The organism is Marinobacter sp. MIT932201 (assembly GCF_047123295.1).
GTDB classification, from domain to species: Bacteria; Pseudomonadota; Gammaproteobacteria; order Pseudomonadales; family Oleiphilaceae; genus Marinobacter; species Marinobacter salsuginis.
This window is the reverse complement of record NZ_CP138917.1, coordinates 136,950-152,768: the sequence shown is the minus strand read 5'-3', so window position 1 is coordinate 152,768 and position 15,819 is coordinate 136,950. Positions and strand designations below refer to the sequence as shown.

The following is a 15,819-nucleotide window of genomic DNA, read 5'->3' as shown; positions in this document are numbered from 1 at the left end:
GGGGCCGAAAACTCTAGCATGGAAGATCAAACAAAAAGAACCACAGGAGTACCCCATGGCAGGGCGTATCGTGCTCCTTCTTGCCTGTCTGTTTGTTATGCCCCTGGTCCAGGCCGAGCTGTCAGACAGCAAGCGGGCGCTGATCCAGGAGCTGTTTCCCTCGGCAACCATCATTGAAGACAAGCTGCCGGATTTCCCGGTGTATCCGGTGTATCAACTCCAGGAACTGCTCGGCTATGCCTACGAATCCATAGATCACAGCCGCCTTCAGGGCTTTGCCGGCAAACCGATCAGCATGCTGATTGGCCTGGACACCAAAGGCCGTTTCACCGGTATCAAAGTGCTTAAGCACCACGAGCCGGTCTTTCTTCATGGCCTGGGTGAAGCTCCCCTGTTTGAGTTTGTAGACCAATACGAAGGGCATTCGTTACAAGAGCAAATCATTGTCAGCACCTCCAATTCCAGCCGTTCCGGACGAACCAGCGACGGCAACGTCGTGCACTTTGACGGTGTCAGCAAGGCCACGGTTTCGGTCCTGATCATTAACGACACCGTGCTTTCTTCCGCCCTCAAGGTGGCCCGCAAGAAACTCGAGGGCTTTGCCCAGAGCGCGCCCACCAGGGCAAAACCGGATTACTACCAGCCATTGTCCTGGCAGCAGCTCCTGGACCGTGGTTACATCGGACACTGGCAGATTACCGCCGAGTCCATCGAGGCCGAGCTCGGGCGGCCTCTTTCCGACTACCCCATGGACATTCAGCCCGCAGACGGCGAACCTTTTGCCGAGCTTTTCTTCGCCTACATCAATTCGCCCATGGTGGGACGGAACCTGCTCGGCGACGATGGTTACCAGCGCCTCATGCAACGGATAGATGACGGCGCACAGGTCCTGGCCGTCATGTCCCGAGGCGCCTTTCCCCATGTTTCCCGGGAGTTCGTCCCCGGCAGCTCTCCGGACCGCGTTGGTCTGACCCAGAACAACCTGGCCGTGGAAATGCGCGACCTGAACCTGCTGGACCAGAATATCGATTTCCGGGCCGCCGGCATCCCATCGTTCGATGCAGGGAACCTGTTCCGCGTGGGTGGTAACGCCGGCTTCAACCCCGGGGCGGAAGCCAATCTGAAGCTCAACGTCGAATTGGCACGCAATCACCTGATGGTGGACCGCACGTCCCTGAATATCCCGGTTCGATTCAACGAAGAACTGTTCGAGACCGTCGAGGTTGCGCCCAACCCGGAGGACACCCGTCAACCGGTATGGATCGGCCTTTGGCAAGAACGCTGGTGGCAAATTTCACTGCTGGTAATCGGCCTGACCGTTCTGACCGTGTTCTTCGCCCGCCAGAAAACCTTTAGCCGAAACCCGAAGCTGGTGCACCGGTTCCGCTGGGGTTTTCTGTTCTTCACCCTGTTCTTTATCGGTTTCTACACCCAGGGCCAGCTTTCGGTGGTTAACATCTACACCCTGTTCCTGGCGATCTGGGAAGGTTTCTCTCTCAATGTTTTCCTGCTGGACCCGATCATCTTCATACTCTGGGTCTATACGTTCATAACCCTGTTCATCTGGGGCCGTGGCCTTTTCTGTGGCTGGCTCTGCCCGTTTGGCGCCCTGCAGGAAATGGCCGCCTGGCTTGGCGAGAAACTGAAGTTCCGCCAGATCAAAGTGCCCGAGCAATGGCACCGGCGCCTGATTCTGCTCAAATACCCGATTCTGCTCGGTCTGGTCGGCACCGCCTTCTACTCCCTGACCATCGCCGAGAAACTGGCGGAGGTGGAGCCTTTCAAAACCAGTATCACCCTGTTTTTCGTCCGCTCCTGGCCATTTGTGCTCTACGCCGTCGGCCTGCTGGTGCTGGGCATGTTCATTCATAAATTCTACTGCCGCTATCTGTGCCCGCTGGGCGCCGGCCTCGCAGCGCTCGGCCGGTTCCGATTGTTCAGCTGGCTGGACCGGGTTGAGCTCTGTGGTAACCCCTGCCAGCACTGCAAAAACGAATGCGGCATCAATGCCATTCGCAAGGATGGCCGGATCGATTACGACGAGTGCATTCAGTGCCTTGAGTGCGTGGTTATTCTCGAAGACGACAGCCGGTGCGTCGATAAACGCCTCGAGAGTAAAAAGAGGTCAAAACAGGCGAACATTCTGGCAACGGACGCGGGCTGACCCGCTCCGTTGCCGCAAAGCCCGGATTACTTCTTCTGCCATTCAAACTTCTTGAACGGCTCATCCACCGGCGTCTCCGCGATGTGGTTGACGTAGTTACTCATCACTTTCTGGGACAACACCAGAATCACTTCCAGTACTTGGCGATGCCGGTAACCTGCCCCATAGAAGGCATCCAGGTCCTCCTTGCTGACATTGCCCTGTTTGCGCATGACCGCGAGGGTGAAGGTTCTGAGCGCTTCCAGCTTGTCACTGGGCAGCGGCGTTTCGTCCCGCAGAGCATTGGTAATGTCATCAGACACTTTCATGGATTTGGCAATCCCCGTGTGTGCGGGAACGCAATAGTGGCAGGCGTTTTCCACGTTGATTGTCTGCCAGACCACGGTCTTCTCATCGTTGTCGAAGCTGCTGTCCAACACCAGTTGATGCAGTTGCTGATAGCCCTCGAGAAGACCCGGCGCTTCCGCCATAACTGCATGCAAACCGGGAATCATGCCGAACGCCTTGTGCGAATTGTCCAGCAGGGGTTTGGATTGTTCCGGTGCCGTGTCTTTGTCGTGAAGGGTAAAGTCTGTCATTGCTAACTCCATTTTTGAATGAATGCTCAATTACAATTTCAGGCTAACTGTTATTGAGCGATCATTCAAGATATAATTGAGTGGTCATTCAAAACACGACAATGGTGAATCGTTGTTATGGCCAGACACGCACGCTATGACCGAAAGACCGCCCTGGAAAAAGCCGTTGGCCTCTTCTGGGAGAAGGGCTATCACGGCAGCTCCATGAAACAGATCGAGCAGGCCCTGGACATGCGCCCCGGTAGCATCTACGCCACGTTCGGCAGCAAGGACGGGCTGTTTTCAGAAGCACTGGCCACCTACGCCGAACAGGGTGGAAAAGAATTGGCCGTGCACCTCAAAGGTTATGATTCGATCGTTGACGGTCTCCAGGACTATCTGCGCGGCATCGCATGTAGTTGCGGCAACCAGAACGCGACACCCGCCCGGGCCTGCATGATTGTGAAAACACTGCTGGAATCGAAAAACACCCACGCGGAGCTGGCCCAGCAGGCCGACAGCATTCTTGCTGCCATTGAGCACTCCATTGCGGACCTGGTTGAGCAGGCCCGGGTAAAAGGTGAGCTGGTTCAGTCTGCAGACAGCCGGCGTATTGCCCGGCTTATTCAGGCGCAGATCATGGGCCTGAGATCCATGGGTGAACGCCTCCTGGATCCCCAAGCCATGAAGGATCTGGGCGATGATATGGCAGCCATCCTGGACGGATACCGCACCCAGCACTGATCCTCCCCTTCCAGCACCCCGGTGAGAGAGCACACACCGGGGCTGAAAGTATGAGCACTTCCGTAGAATTGTGCCCACAGCCCGGGCCGCGTTAACATTAGCGCCCGGCTCAGACCCTGCGCTGTTTCCCGACCGAGTCCTGGCGACACGGCTGGTCCCCACAGTGAGGACAGCCAAGCATTCTTGCCTGAAGAGTGCTTGGCTCTCTTCACTTACAGGTCTGATTGTTATGGATAACCTTCATCACATTGTTGTGGTCGGCGGTGGCGCCGGCGGTCTCGAACTGGTTACCAGCCTTGGCAACAAACTGGGGAAAAAACGCAAGGCGCGGATCACGCTGGTGGATGCCGGCCTGACCCACGTCTGGAAACCTCTGTTGCATGAGGTGGCCTCTGGCTCCCTGGATGCCAGCGCGAACGAGATCAACTACCGCGCCCATGCCCGCAAACACCACTACGAATTCCAGCTGGGCCGAATGAGCGGTCTGGACCGTCAGAACAAACACGTGGTTATAGCCCCGTTTCACGATGTCGACGGCACAGAAGTGGTTCCCGAACGACACATCCCCTATGACACACTGGTCATCGCGGTAGGCAGCACCGCAAACGATTTCGGCACCCCCGGCGCCCAGGACAACTGCCTGTTCCTCGACAGCCTGGATCAGGCGAGGCGCTTCCACAACCTGATGCTGAACGCCTTTTTGCGCAAGAATCATGAGGCGTTCCAGGGGGCCGAACACACCCTGAACATCAGCATCATCGGGGCTGGCGCCACCGGCGTGGAGCTCGCCGCAGAGCTGCGACTGGCGTCCCGCGAGCTGCCAGTTTACGGTATGAACCATCTCCAGCCCTCGGACGTTTCCATTACCGTGATTGAGGCCGCCGACCGCATTCTCCCGGCTCTGCCCGGTCGGCTGTCTGCGGCGGCTACCAAGGAACTGGAACACCAGCGAGTGAAGGTACTGACCGGCCAGCCAGTGAGCGAGGTGCGACCGAATACGGTCGTGATGAAAGACGGGACCGAACTATCCTCGGAAATGACCATCTGGGCGGCGGGCATCAAGGCCCCGGCGTTCCTGGCGGAGCTTGAGGGCCTGGAGGTGAACCGGGGCAACCAGCTGGTGGTGGAGCAGACCCTGCAAACTACCCAGGATGCGGACATCTTTGCCTTTGGCGACTGCGCGGCCTGCCCGCAACCCGATTCCGACCGGCCGGTTCCGCCCCGGGCCCAGGCAGCGCACCAGCAGGCCGACACGCTGTTCAAGACTCTGTGCAATCGCCTGGACAATGGTGAGGCGGTTCCCTTCGTGTACAACGACCATGGTTCGCTGATCAACTTCAGCCGCTACACCACCGTCGGCAACCTGATGGGCAATCTTTCCGGCCGCAGCATGTACGTCGAAGGCAAAGTGGCCCGCATGTTCTACCTGTCCCTTTACCGGATGCACCAGGTGGCCCTGCACGGCATGTTCCGCACCGGCATCATATGGTTGATGGATAAAATCAGCCGTGCCATGCAGCCACGACTCAAACTACACTAAAGGGAGAGCGGGCCAGCGAGGGAGTGGAGCGGGTGAAGGGAATCGAACCCTCGTATGCAGCTTGGGAAGCTGCCGTTCTACCATTGAACTACACCCGCAAAAATAGGGCCGCGCAAGCAATATAAGCGGTCAGCCCAGCATTGGGCAAGCATTCTGTCTGGAGCAACAATGGACCCCACCCTGACCCTGATTGGCGCCCTGATGCTGGTCATCAGTATCGTGCTCAGCCCGCTTTCCAGCCGGGTGGGCATGCCTGTGCTGCTGATCTTCCTGGTGGTGGGCATGATGATGGGTGAGGACGGCCCGGGTGGCATCCAGTTCGATGACTTTGAACTGGCCTTTCTGATTGCCAATCTCGCGTTGGGCGTGATTCTCCTCGACGGTGGCATGCGCACCCGGGCGGAGACTTTCAGGGTAGGCCTGAAACCTGCCCTGGTACTTGCCACCCTCGGAGTCGCCATGACCGCCGCTGGCGCCGCGGTTGTGGCCTGGTGGGTGTTCGATCTGCACTGGCTGACTGCCCTGCTGATTGGCGCCATCATTTCCTCTACCGATGCCGCCGCCGTTTTTTCCCTGCTGCAGGGACGGGGGCTGCACCTGAACGAGCGAGTCAGTGCGACCCTGGAAATTGAGTCCGGCAGCAACGACCCTATGGCGATTTTCCTGACGCTCATGCTGGTTACATTGATTGGCAACGACGGCGACCAGGCGGGCTGGGCCGCTCTTTCCATGCTGGTACAGCAGTTCGGCATCGGCGCTATTGCAGGGATTATTGGCGGTTTTGCCGTGGTGGAGCTGGCCAATCGAATCCGCCTGACCCCTTCTCTGTACCCTTTGCTGGTGGCGGCCGCGGGCATCTCGGTGTTCTCCGCCACCAACGCTCTCGGCGGCAGCGGATTTCTGGCCATTTACCTGACTGGCGTGGTGATTGGTAACCGTCACGTCCGGATGATGCCGATGATCCTGCAGGTTCACGACGGCCTGGCCTGGCTGGCCCAGTTGTGCCTGTTCCTGATGCTGGGGCTTCTGGTCACTCCGTCAGACCTGATCCCCCTGGCTGGCGGAGGGCTGATACTGGCCCTGGCTCTGATCTTCGTCATCCGCCCGCTGACGGTCTTGCTGACCCTCTGGCCTTTTGCCTTTAACCGTCGCGAGATGGGGTTTATCAGTTGGGTCGGCCTGCGAGGGGCTGTCCCCATTGTTCTGGCCCTGTTTCCGATCATTGCAGACTTGCCGGAAGCCCAGCTGGTGTTCCACGCCGCTTTCTTTATCGTCCTGGTCTCTCTTCTGGTTCAGGGCACCACCATGACCCCTCTGGCCAGAAAGCTTCGCCTGGAGGTGCCGGCCGGCGAGGACCCCTATCGAAGACTCCCTCTGGATGCTCCAGCGGCGGGAGACCACGAGTTGATGCTGTTCCCGTTGCGCGGCGAAACCTGGCAAACGCCACGTCGGCTGGGCCAGTTGCGCTTTCCGGAGAACACGGCTGTGGCCGGGGTCTTCCGCAACCGGGTCTGTCTGCAGCCAAAAGCGGACCTGGAAGTATCCAGTGGCGACATGGTCGCAATGTTTGCAACTCCCAGTGTTCTGCCTGAACTCGGCAAGGCCCTGAGTGGCAGACACGCACCCAAGTACCTGGCCGAACGTGCGTTTTTCGGGGATTTCGTACTCAACGGCGATGCGCTTCTGGGTGACGTGGAGCAAGTCTACGGCATTGAGTTCGATGACCTGCCGCCGGAGCTTTCCCTCGCCGAATGCTTTGCCAAAAGGACAAAAGGGCACCCGGTTGTTGGTGACGTAGTAACCCTCGGCCCGGTGACACTGGTTGCCCGGGCTACCAGCGCCGACAAGGTCACCAAGGTGGGCCTGAAGATGGACAGTTCACAAAATGTGTGAAGAGCAAACCAGATAGCCAAAAAAGTTAACAAAACCCCTTAACAGATCCCTTTTGGCCTATGGTATAAAACGTCTGAACAAACATTAATCATTGGTAAGTTGAGGACATGAGCATTTTCCGCGCCCTCCCAGCCACCATTGCCCTGCTCTGTCTGGCATTGGCTCCGAGCGCTTTGGCCACCGAACTGCTGGCCAAGGCCGACACCCGTATGCCGGCTGCCACCATGTACAAGCCCGCGGATATCGAGAGTGTCAGCAAGGTGGTCGTTCGCAAGGGAGAGCGCCGCCTGTACCTGATGGATGGCGAGGAGGTGATTCGCAGCTACCGAATTTCCCTTGGCGACAATCCGGAAGGTCACAAGCTGTACGAAGGTGACGAGCGCACGCCGGAAGGCGATTACACGCTGGACTGGCGCAACGCCGAGAGCGACTTCTACAAATCCATCCATATCTCGTACCCCAGCGAGCGGGATCGCGAACTGGCATCTGCCTGGGGCCTGGACCCGGGTGGCAGCATCATGATTCATGGCCTGCCCAATAACGTAGGCGATATGGCTTTTGCTTATGCCGGTCTTGACTGGACCGACGGCTGTATCGCCGTGACCAACGAAGAGATGGACGAAATCTGGCAACTGGTCTCCAACGGAACGCCCATCAGCATTCATCCCTGAAGCAAACCTGACGGCAGCATTAAGTTGTTGTCATATGCTTAGCAAATTTACGTATCTCTAGTTAACATTCCTGCTTACAGTGTTTTACACTGTTTTACGACTCCGGTAGTCACTACCTGACAAGCGATGCTGCGCAGGTTGACAGGAAGTCGTCTATACTGACTTTCGGATCACAGGAAATAACTCGACCAATAAGGGGATTTACAATGCGTAAACTGACGATCGCCGGGATTGCACTGGCCACTGCTCTGACTGCAGGTTGTGCCACCACTGACCAGGGCGCCATCGACGAAGCAAATGCAACCGCCAGCTCCGCTGAGCGCACTGCAGAAAATGCACTGAACACCGCTAACAGCGCTGCCAGCTCTGCCCGCACTGCCCAGCAGACTGCGGAAGAAGCCCTGGCCGCTGCTCGTGCAGCCCAGAAGGCTGCCGATGAGGCAAACGAGCGTGCCAAGCGTATGCTCGAGCGTGCCAGCCAGAAGTAAGGCTGATACGTAACGAAAAGGCCGGCATTGCCGGCCTTTTTTATGCACCGGTATCCGGTTTGTCCGGATCGGACTTGTCAGGGCTGGCAGGTTTGTTGTCCTTGAGGAACGTGGTAATCAGCTCCATTGGCAATGGGAACACAATGGTGGATGAGTTGGTGTTACTCATATCCGCCAGCGTCTGCAGGTAACGCAGCTGCATGGAACCGGAATTCGTGGACATGACATCCGCCGCTTCCACCAGCTTTTTGGACGCCTGCAATTCGCCCTCGGCGTGGATGACCTTGGCGCGACGTTCGCGCTCTGCCTCTGCCTGACGGGCAATGGCACGGATCATCGATTCATTGAGATCCACATGTTTGATTTCCACATTGGCCACCTTGATGCCCCATTCCTCGGTCTGGGCATCGATGATCTCCTGGATATCGGAATTGAGCTTGTCCCGCTCTGACAGCATCTCGTCGAGATCGTGTTTGCCGAGCACCGACCGCAGCGTGGTCTGGGCCAGCTGGCTGGTTGCGGAATTGAAATCCTCCACCCGGATAATGGCACGCTCGGGATCCACAACTCGAAAGTACAGCACGGCATTCACCCGCACAGTCACGTTATCCCGGGAGATCACGTCCTGACTGGGGACATCCAGGGTGATCACCCGCAGGTCTACCCGGACTATCTGCTGAATGCCCGGAATAACAATGATCAGCCCCGGACCTTTGACGCCCTGGAAACGCCCGAGAAAGAACACAACGCCACGTTCATACTCCGGCAGGATCTTGATCGCCGAAGCAAGAATGAGCAGTAACACCACCGTAGGTGCCAGATAGGGAATCAGATCGCCAATCATACGGCCTCCTTGTATTGCCGTTACTTTGTCTGCCGGTTCAGTCGTTGTCCGGAATGACCCTGACAGTTACCGTTAAGCCCTCAATCGCTGTCACTTGAACCCGGTCGCCCTCTTTGACGGCTCCCTCGCTGATGGCATTCCAACGTTCACCACTGAGCCGCACGTGGCCCCGGTAGTGGCCATGTTCTTCGGAGAACTCATCCAGGGCCACGCCCTCTTCATGGGTCAACTGTTCGGTGCCACTGACCGGATGCCGCCGACGCAGACCGATAAACCGGGTCACCGTCCAGAGGATAAACCCGGCAGCCACCACGGCGGTGCCTCCGATCGTTGGCAGGGAAATATCCCGGTGACTGCCGTCCATCAGGATGATCGAGCCGGTAACAAAGGCAACTATTCCGCCAACCCCCAGTATCCCGAAGCTGGGCACGAAGGCCTCGCCCACAATGAACGCCAGTCCGAGCAGAATCAGTGCCAGGCCGGCGTAATTCACCGACAGGACCTGGAAAGCGAAGAGCGCAAGGATCAGGGAGATGGCGCCAATCACGCCCGGCACCACCGCACCGGGGTTCGCCAGCTCGAAGATGATGCCGTAGAAGCCGATAATCATCAGGAAATAGGCGACGTTCGGATTGGTGATCACGGAAAGCAGGCGCGTGCGCCAATCCGGTTGGGACCTGACAATTTCCAGGCTGGCCGTGTTCAGGGTCGTGTCGCCCGACGCCATCCGAACGGTGCGGCCATCCACCTGCTGGAGCAGATCCCGGATGTTGGGCGAAACCACGTCGATAACGTTCTTCTCAAGGGCCTCATCGGCACCCAGATTCACAGCCTCACGGACGGCTTCTTCAGCCCAGTCGGCGTTGCGGCCATGGCGTTCGGCCAGCCCGCGAATGTAACTGACCGCATCCTCCAGAACCTTGCGCTCCATGGCGGTGCCGCCGCGCCGTTTGCCGTCATCGTCGCCGGCCTGCTGTTCGCCGTCCGATGAAGAACCGGAGTCTGAATCCGAACCTTCCCTGGATTTTGGCTCGCCGGGGGCCGGATCGCTCTCCGGTTCAGGGCTACCCGGCAGACCACCCATCTGGACCGGTGTCGCCGAGCCCAGGTTGGTCGCCGGAGCCATGGCGGCAATGTGGCTTCCGTAGAGAATATAGGTGCCAGCGCTGGCCGCCCGCGCGCCCTGCGGAGAGACATAGGTAGCCACGGGAACCTCAGAGGCAAGAATCGTCTTGATGATATCCCGCATGGAGTCCATCAGACCGCCCGGCGTATCCATTTCGATGATCACCAGACCAGCGCCCTCGGACTCAGCCCTGCGAATGCCGCGGGTGACGTAGTCCATGGTGGCAGGGCCAATGGCGCCCTCGACAGTAAGTACCAGGGCCGTTTGAGATGATTTTTGCTGGGCGAGGACCTGATGTGCCAGAGAACCCAGTGCGAGCATAACGCCTGTCAGCAGCACCAGGGCCCAGAGCCGAAAACGGGCAGGATTCGGTGATCGCACGGGATGATGTGCCTGCATAATGCCTCCCTGGACCGGAACAACTTCAATGCCTGGATATACGGTGGCTTAGTGGCCGCGGTTTTTCCCTGCAAGACGGCACCCGTGCCCGGACGCCTGCCTTAGAAGTATAGCCGCTGCTCAGGTTCGCCCGTCGGTTCCGGCGATTTCTCTTCCACGGTCTTGTCGGCGGCCATTCGGGTCACACGTTCACCAATCATGGTTGGCAGGCCATCGGCCTGGTCTACTGCCAGCTCAATGGCGCCACGCTTGACCTCGACTCCCGGGTGCTGGCTGCGGAAGGCTTCGACTTCGGCAAACACTTGGTTCCAGAGCCGATCCCGATCCTCGCGGGGATAGTCTTCGTGGGGGCGATGCACCTCAAGCCAGACTTCACCGTTCGAAAAACCGATCTTGACCGCATCGTGGACAACCTGAACCGGCGTACCCTTCTCCACCTGATACACGAACCGGGAGATATCTTCGTTGTACATCCGGAAACAGCCATGGCTGACCGGCATACCCACGCCAAACTTCTTGTTGGTACCGTGGATCAGATAGCCTTTTTCACTCAGCAACAGGGCGTGGGTACCAAGCGGATTGCCGGGACCGGGGGGAATCATCCGGGGCAAGTACTCACCAGACGCCTCGTATTCCGCCCGGATGCTCGCCGGCGGATACCAGGCCGGAGACTCCAGTGGCATGGTGACCTCTGCGTCGGTCAGGGGGGAGGGGTTCTCCGCCGTACCGACGCCCACGGGGTAAACTTGCACACCCTCATCGGTGAAATAATAGAGACGATACTCGGCGAGGTTGATGACAATACCTTCGCGCCGGGCATCCGGCAGCACATACTGGCGCGGCAGGGTGATGGTGGTACCTTCTCCGGGTAGCCACGGATCCACACCGGGGTTGGCCTTCACCAGCTCCAGATAGCCCATCGCCAACCGGTTACCGATGCCGGCAAAGGTGTCTTCATAGCGGGTTTCAAAAACACCAAGTTCACCGGCCAGATCACCCTGAACCGGGAAGGTGGGCACGCGGGGGCTTCTGTCCGGCTCTTCCGGAGCTTCCGGGCCGCTGGCGGCGTCCAGGGGCTCCGCCGACCCCGCGGTCGGGAACACGAGGAACTGCGCCAGGGAAAAAACCGCTAAAAATCTGAACCACATAGAAAACGTTCCGAAAGCATCAGGCAACCGGGTACAGTGACAGCAAGTACCCTCAGGAGTTCACATAGGTAGCCCATACTGTTACAACGGCAAGCGCAACGAACAGCACACTTGCACCAATCCGCGCTGTGGCGAGGGGCAACCTCTCCATCAGCCAGCGTCCTGCCATGATAACCGGTATGTTGGCCAACAGCATCCCCACCGTGGTGCCCAGAATCACCCAGAAAGTCTCGGTGAAGCGGGCGGCGAGAACAACAGTCGCCACCTGGGTCTTGTCGCCGATCTCCGCCAGGAAAAACATGATGGTGGTGGCCATGAACGCCCCCATGCCCAGGAACTTTGAATCCTCGCTGTCATCCTTGTCCGGCACCAGCAACCAGAGCGCGATCGCAACAAAACTGACAGCCAGAATCCACGGTAACCAGGCTTGTGGAATGAGGGAAGCAACCCAGGCACCAAGCCAGGCCGACAGGGCATGATTGAGAACCGTTGCGACAAAAATGCCGAGGATAATGGGCAGGCGCGTAGCGTAGCGGGCAACCAGGAATAACGAAAGCAGTTGGGTCTTGTCACCAATTTCCGCTATGGCAACAGCAACCGTTGAGGCGAGGAAAGCGTCCATGAAAAACTCCAGGGCGGATAACCAGACATGAGGCAGCCCACCTTCCGCCCAATGGAGGTGAAACCGCCTCAGGTCTTGCCAATATCACCGGAATCTCGGTGAAACATGATAGCCATGGGGATTTGGCCCCAAGTATGTTGACTATCATCCGACCGGCAGTTCCGGTGCGGAGGCTACTCCCCTGAAGAGATGTCGGCATAGTAATGAATCCGGAGCAGGGCCGCAACCTAGGTTCGCATTCTCCATACCGGAATCGCAGCCACCGCCACGAATACCGCCACCAGCCACCAGGCGGAATGGAACGCGTTGATTGTGGGCATCCCGGAAGAGTGCTCGCCGAATTCCACAGTCAGTGCCACCAGATTGACCCCAAAGGCGCCTCCGAGCTGGCGCATGAAGTTGAGCGTGCTGGAGCCGGCCCCCAGCTCCTGAGGCTCGAGGGGATTCAGGGCGCCGGTGGACAGGGCGGGAAGCATGAAGCCGATCCCGATTCGGCCGAGGACCGTCCAGAGCACCAGCCAGCCGAAAGCCAGCTCAAGGTCGGACAGCGCAAACAGCATGGCGGAAAGGGCAAAGGCGCCAATGCCGAAGACCACCAGAACCCGGGCGCTATGCCTGTCCGCCAGCCGACCGGCCAGGGGAAAGGTCATACCCAGGACAATCCCTGCCGGCAGCATCAGCAAACCGGCTTCGGTCGCGCTGAATCCGAGCGCTGTTTGCACGAACAGAGGAATAAGGTAGGTGGACCCGAACAGCGCCAGCCCCAGGGCCACGGCACCGAGACAGGCGAAGACAAAGACCGGTTTGCGCAGCAGGGCCATGTTTACCAGCGGATGCGCTGTTCGTCGCTCGCGCAGCACGAAGAGCAACAACCCGCCAAGCGCCAGTACTGTTCCGGCGAGGATCCGGTTTTCCTGGCCCGCCGCGTGCTGTAACCGGTTCAGAGTATCGAGGGACATGGCGATGGTAAATCCGAGCAGGATCAGGCCAGGCAGATCGAAACGATAGGGTGCCAGCCGGGAAACCGGCAACGGCAGAAATCGCCAGGCCATGAAAACACCCACCAGGGTGACAGGAGCCGGCGCGAACATCACATAGCGCCAGTCCAGTTGATCAACCAGGAAGCCCCCCAATACCGGGCCAAGGGCCGGTGCCAGGATCACCCCCATGCCATAAATCCCCATGGCCTGGCCGCGGCGATCACGTGGAAAAATCCGGAACACCAGGTACATACCCATGGGCTGCATCAGGCCGGCCATGGCACCCTGACCTATACGAGCAGCAATGAGCTGTCCCGGTGTCTCGGCAAAGCCACCGGCGAGGGAAATCAGGGTAAAGAGAAACATGGCTGCGGCAAGGGTCTTGCGAACCCCGAAGTGATCCAGCAGCCAGGAGGAGGCGAGCATGGTGGTGGTCATGGCCGCGATAAAGCCGGTTGCCAGCCAGTGGACCTGGCCCTGACGAATACCGAACTCCACCATGATGTCGTGCAGCGCCACGTTGACCACGGTGGCGCTGAGAACGGTGGCCATGGTGCCGATCATCACCGTGGCCACCGCCAGCCAGCGCCAGCGGTCCCCGTAGCGCGCCTTCAGGCCCTCAACCGAGTTATCAGCCAAGGATTACTTCTGCTTTTCGGCGTTTTCCAGGATCTTGTGGAAGACCTTCACGGTGCACTCGATCTCTTTGTCGCTGATGCCTTCAAGCATCTCCTCGCGCAGCACCTCGGCGCGCTCGGAAAGGTCGTCCATGAACGCCCGACCGGCACTGGTCAGATGCAGGCGCCGGGCCCGGCGATCGTGCGGGCACGGCCGACGCTCGATCAAACCTTGTTGCTCCAGGCTATCGAGCAGACGAACCAGGGTCGGATTCTCGATCGCCATGAGGCTGGCCAGTTCACGCTGGGTGAGGCCTTCGCCGCCTTTTTCCAGGTACACCATGGTGCTCCACCGCGCCTGGGTGACGCCCAGATCCTTCAGGCGCTCATCGAGCATTTTTCTCCAGCGTCGGGTAACCCGCGCTACTGCAAAAGGAAACTGGTCTCTCATTTATCGTCACTCCATCTCAAAAAAGGGCCTGGCCCGGGCCGGGCGCTGCCGCGCACTCGGCCAATTCATCACATTATCGGAAAGTCACCAATAGTATGCTAACCATTGTGATAAAAACAGATACGGAAGTAAAAACAAAATTGGGGAAAACCGAAAGCAGCGTCAGCTCGCCTGACGCTGCTCTTCGTGCATCTCCTCGACTTCCGGAGACTCGTGGAACTCGGTATTTCGCGGATCGATCTCGGCGAGAACCGGCGACGCTTCGGGCATGGCCGGCACGAAATGCTCCTGATCTGCAACCGCGACATCCTCGGTGTGACTGATCCGATAGCTGGTGATCAGCGCCAGCAGCACCAGAAAGCCCGCATTGCCAAAGAACAGGCCTTTGGGCCCGAGCAGGTTGATCAGTTCAGCCATGACCACCGGCCCGATGACGCTGCCCACCCCGTAACTGAGCAGCAGCGTCGCGCTGGCAGCCACGATGCGGGAACTTTCCATACGGTCATTGGTAATGGCGACCGCAACCGGGTAGAGGGCCGCGGACAGGCCGGTAAACAGTCCAACCAGAAGGGTCAACAGCCACGCATTGCCAGCCCCAAGGACGCCAACACCGCCTGCGGCGGAGGCCGCCACCAGAGCAATCCAGAACATTACCCGGCGCCGATCAAAACGGTCGCAGAGCCGGCCGAGGGGCCAGGCAAGAATCATTGCGGCAACAATGGCGCTGGCCATGAACGTGGAGGTCCGGGCAACGTCCAGCCCCACCAGGGTTGCGTACACAGGCCCCAGCGCATAGAAGCCGCCAATCATCACACCACAAATGAGAGCCCCGGCCACACCGCTGAAGGATTCTCTGGCCAGAGTGAAGATAGAGATACGCTGGACCTGCTCAATAACAGGCGCCTCCATTTTGGTTAGTGCAAGCGGCATCAGGGCCATTGCCAGCAGGATCGCGGCAATCGAGAACGGCATGAAGTTGGCCGGGTCGCCAACGTTCACGATGAGCTGTCCGCCGGCCGCGGACAGATAAAAAACAATCTGGTAAACCGCGAACAACGCACCGCGATTGGCATTGGTAGCCCGGCTTGAGAACCAGCTTTCAATCACCACGAGCACACCGGCAATACTGAACCCGGACAGCACCCGCAACACCGCCCAGAAAATCTCGGATACGGCCATTGGGTAGAGCAGTGAGGTAATGGCTGCCCCCGCAGCGAACACGGCAAAGGCACGGATATGACCAACCCGGCCTATAATCCTGTGGACATACAGCGTTCCCAGCACAAACCCGATGGAATAGCAGACCAGAATCCAGCCGATTATGTCCGGTGATATCGCTTCTATACTCAGACGTATGCCCAGGAGCGTCATCAGGAAAGCATTACCGCTGACAAGCAGAATGATGCTCAGAATCAGGGCAGACAGGGAGGTGACCATTCGGGTCATTACAGCAGCTCCGGGCGTAACAGGGTATTTTCGTTTCGATGAAAGACAAAATAGCAGCAAGCACCGGACTCTGCCGGCCGCGTATTAGATCAGGAGCGGAAAACGAAACCACTAGGCACTTCCCGAAAC

The 15,819-nt window shown here is 58.7% G+C and carries 14 protein-coding genes, 1 tRNA gene and 1 riboswitch; of the genes, 6 read left to right on the top strand and 9 right to left on the bottom strand.

Annotated features, from left to right (window positions below):
• Positions 1-55: 55 nt before the first annotated feature.
• Positions 56-2,164: a 4Fe-4S binding protein gene (locus SIC15_RS00665; protein ID WP_412536852.1), complete on the top strand. Its 2,109-nt coding sequence runs from the start codon at positions 56-58 to the stop codon at positions 2,162-2,164.
• Between the two features lie 26 nt (positions 2,165-2,190).
• Here the strand turns inward: SIC15_RS00665 and SIC15_RS00660 are convergent, their stop codons facing one another.
• Positions 2,191-2,742 (bottom strand): carboxymuconolactone decarboxylase family protein, encoded by a 552-nt coding sequence (locus tag SIC15_RS00660; protein ID WP_412536851.1) that lies wholly within the window; start codon positions 2,740-2,742, stop codon positions 2,191-2,193.
• Positions 2,743-2,859: 117 nt separating this feature from the next.
• Between SIC15_RS00660 and SIC15_RS00655 the strand changes: the two genes are divergently transcribed.
• Positions 2,860-3,465 carry a TetR/AcrR family transcriptional regulator gene (locus SIC15_RS00655; protein WP_412536850.1) on the top strand — a complete coding sequence of 202 codons (606 nt, stop codon included), beginning with the start codon at positions 2,860-2,862 and terminating at the stop codon, positions 3,463-3,465.
• 229 nt (positions 3,466-3,694) lie between these two features.
• Positions 3,695-5,005 carry an NAD(P)/FAD-dependent oxidoreductase gene (locus SIC15_RS00650; RefSeq protein WP_412536849.1) on the top strand — a complete coding sequence of 437 codons (1,311 nt, stop codon included), beginning with the start codon at positions 3,695-3,697 and terminating at the stop codon, positions 5,003-5,005.
• 24 nt (positions 5,006-5,029) lie between these two features.
• Here the strand turns inward: SIC15_RS00650 and SIC15_RS00645 are convergent.
• Positions 5,030-5,103, bottom strand: a tRNA-Gly gene (locus tag SIC15_RS00645).
• A gap of 70 nt (positions 5,104-5,173) precedes the next feature.
• Here SIC15_RS00645 and SIC15_RS00640 point away from each other — a divergent pair.
• From SIC15_RS00640 to SIC15_RS00630, 3 genes are all read left to right on the top strand, one after another.
• Positions 5,174-6,898 (top strand): potassium/proton antiporter, encoded by a 1,725-nt coding sequence (locus SIC15_RS00640; protein WP_069182513.1) that lies wholly within the window; start codon positions 5,174-5,176, stop codon positions 6,896-6,898.
• A gap of 107 nt (positions 6,899-7,005) precedes the next feature.
• Entirely contained in the window at positions 7,006-7,569 is a 564-nt protein-coding gene (locus tag SIC15_RS00635) for a L,D-transpeptidase family protein (RefSeq protein ID WP_209399329.1), read from the top strand.
• Positions 7,570-7,775: 206 nt separating this feature from the next.
• A complete protein-coding gene (locus tag SIC15_RS00630) occupies positions 7,776-8,057 on the top strand; it encodes an Lpp/OprI family alanine-zipper lipoprotein (RefSeq protein WP_064229359.1) in 282 nt (93 codons plus the stop codon).
• Between the two features lie 40 nt (positions 8,058-8,097).
• On the opposite strand, the gene SIC15_RS00625 is transcribed toward SIC15_RS00630, so the two are convergent.
• From SIC15_RS00625 to SIC15_RS00595, 7 genes are all read right to left on the bottom strand, one after another.
• Positions 8,098-8,901 (bottom strand): slipin family protein, encoded by an 804-nt coding sequence (locus SIC15_RS00625; RefSeq protein ID WP_153634198.1) that lies wholly within the window; start codon positions 8,899-8,901, stop codon positions 8,098-8,100.
• Between the two features lie 37 nt (positions 8,902-8,938).
• The gene (locus SIC15_RS00620; protein WP_412536848.1) at positions 8,939-10,426 is read right to left on the bottom strand and encodes an NfeD family protein; all 1,488 of its coding nucleotides are present in this window, start codon (positions 10,424-10,426) and stop codon (positions 8,939-8,941) included.
• Between the two features lie 101 nt (positions 10,427-10,527).
• Entirely contained in the window at positions 10,528-11,574 is a 1,047-nt protein-coding gene (locus SIC15_RS00615) for a L,D-transpeptidase family protein (protein ID WP_412536847.1), read from the bottom strand.
• Positions 11,575-11,626: 52 nt separating this feature from the next.
• Positions 11,627-12,196, bottom strand: a complete 570-nt coding sequence (locus SIC15_RS00610; protein WP_412536846.1) for a TMEM165/GDT1 family protein — start codon at positions 12,194-12,196, stop codon at positions 11,627-11,629.
• A 5-nt stretch (positions 12,197-12,201) separates the two neighbouring features.
• A riboswitch (yybP-ykoY riboswitch) is annotated at positions 12,202-12,388 on the bottom strand.
• A 35-nt stretch (positions 12,389-12,423) separates the two neighbouring features.
• Positions 12,424-13,815, bottom strand: coding sequence for a DHA2 family efflux MFS transporter permease subunit (locus SIC15_RS00605; protein WP_412536845.1), 1,392 nt, complete (start codon positions 13,813-13,815; stop codon positions 12,424-12,426).
• Positions 13,816-13,818: 3 nt separating this feature from the next.
• Entirely contained in the window at positions 13,819-14,244 is a 426-nt protein-coding gene (locus SIC15_RS00600; RefSeq protein WP_305965430.1) for a MarR family transcriptional regulator, read from the bottom strand.
• 162 nt (positions 14,245-14,406) lie between these two features.
• A complete protein-coding gene (locus tag SIC15_RS00595) occupies positions 14,407-15,690 on the bottom strand; it encodes an MFS transporter (protein WP_069182505.1) in 1,284 nt (427 codons plus the stop codon).
• Between the last annotated feature and the right edge of the window lie 129 nt (positions 15,691-15,819).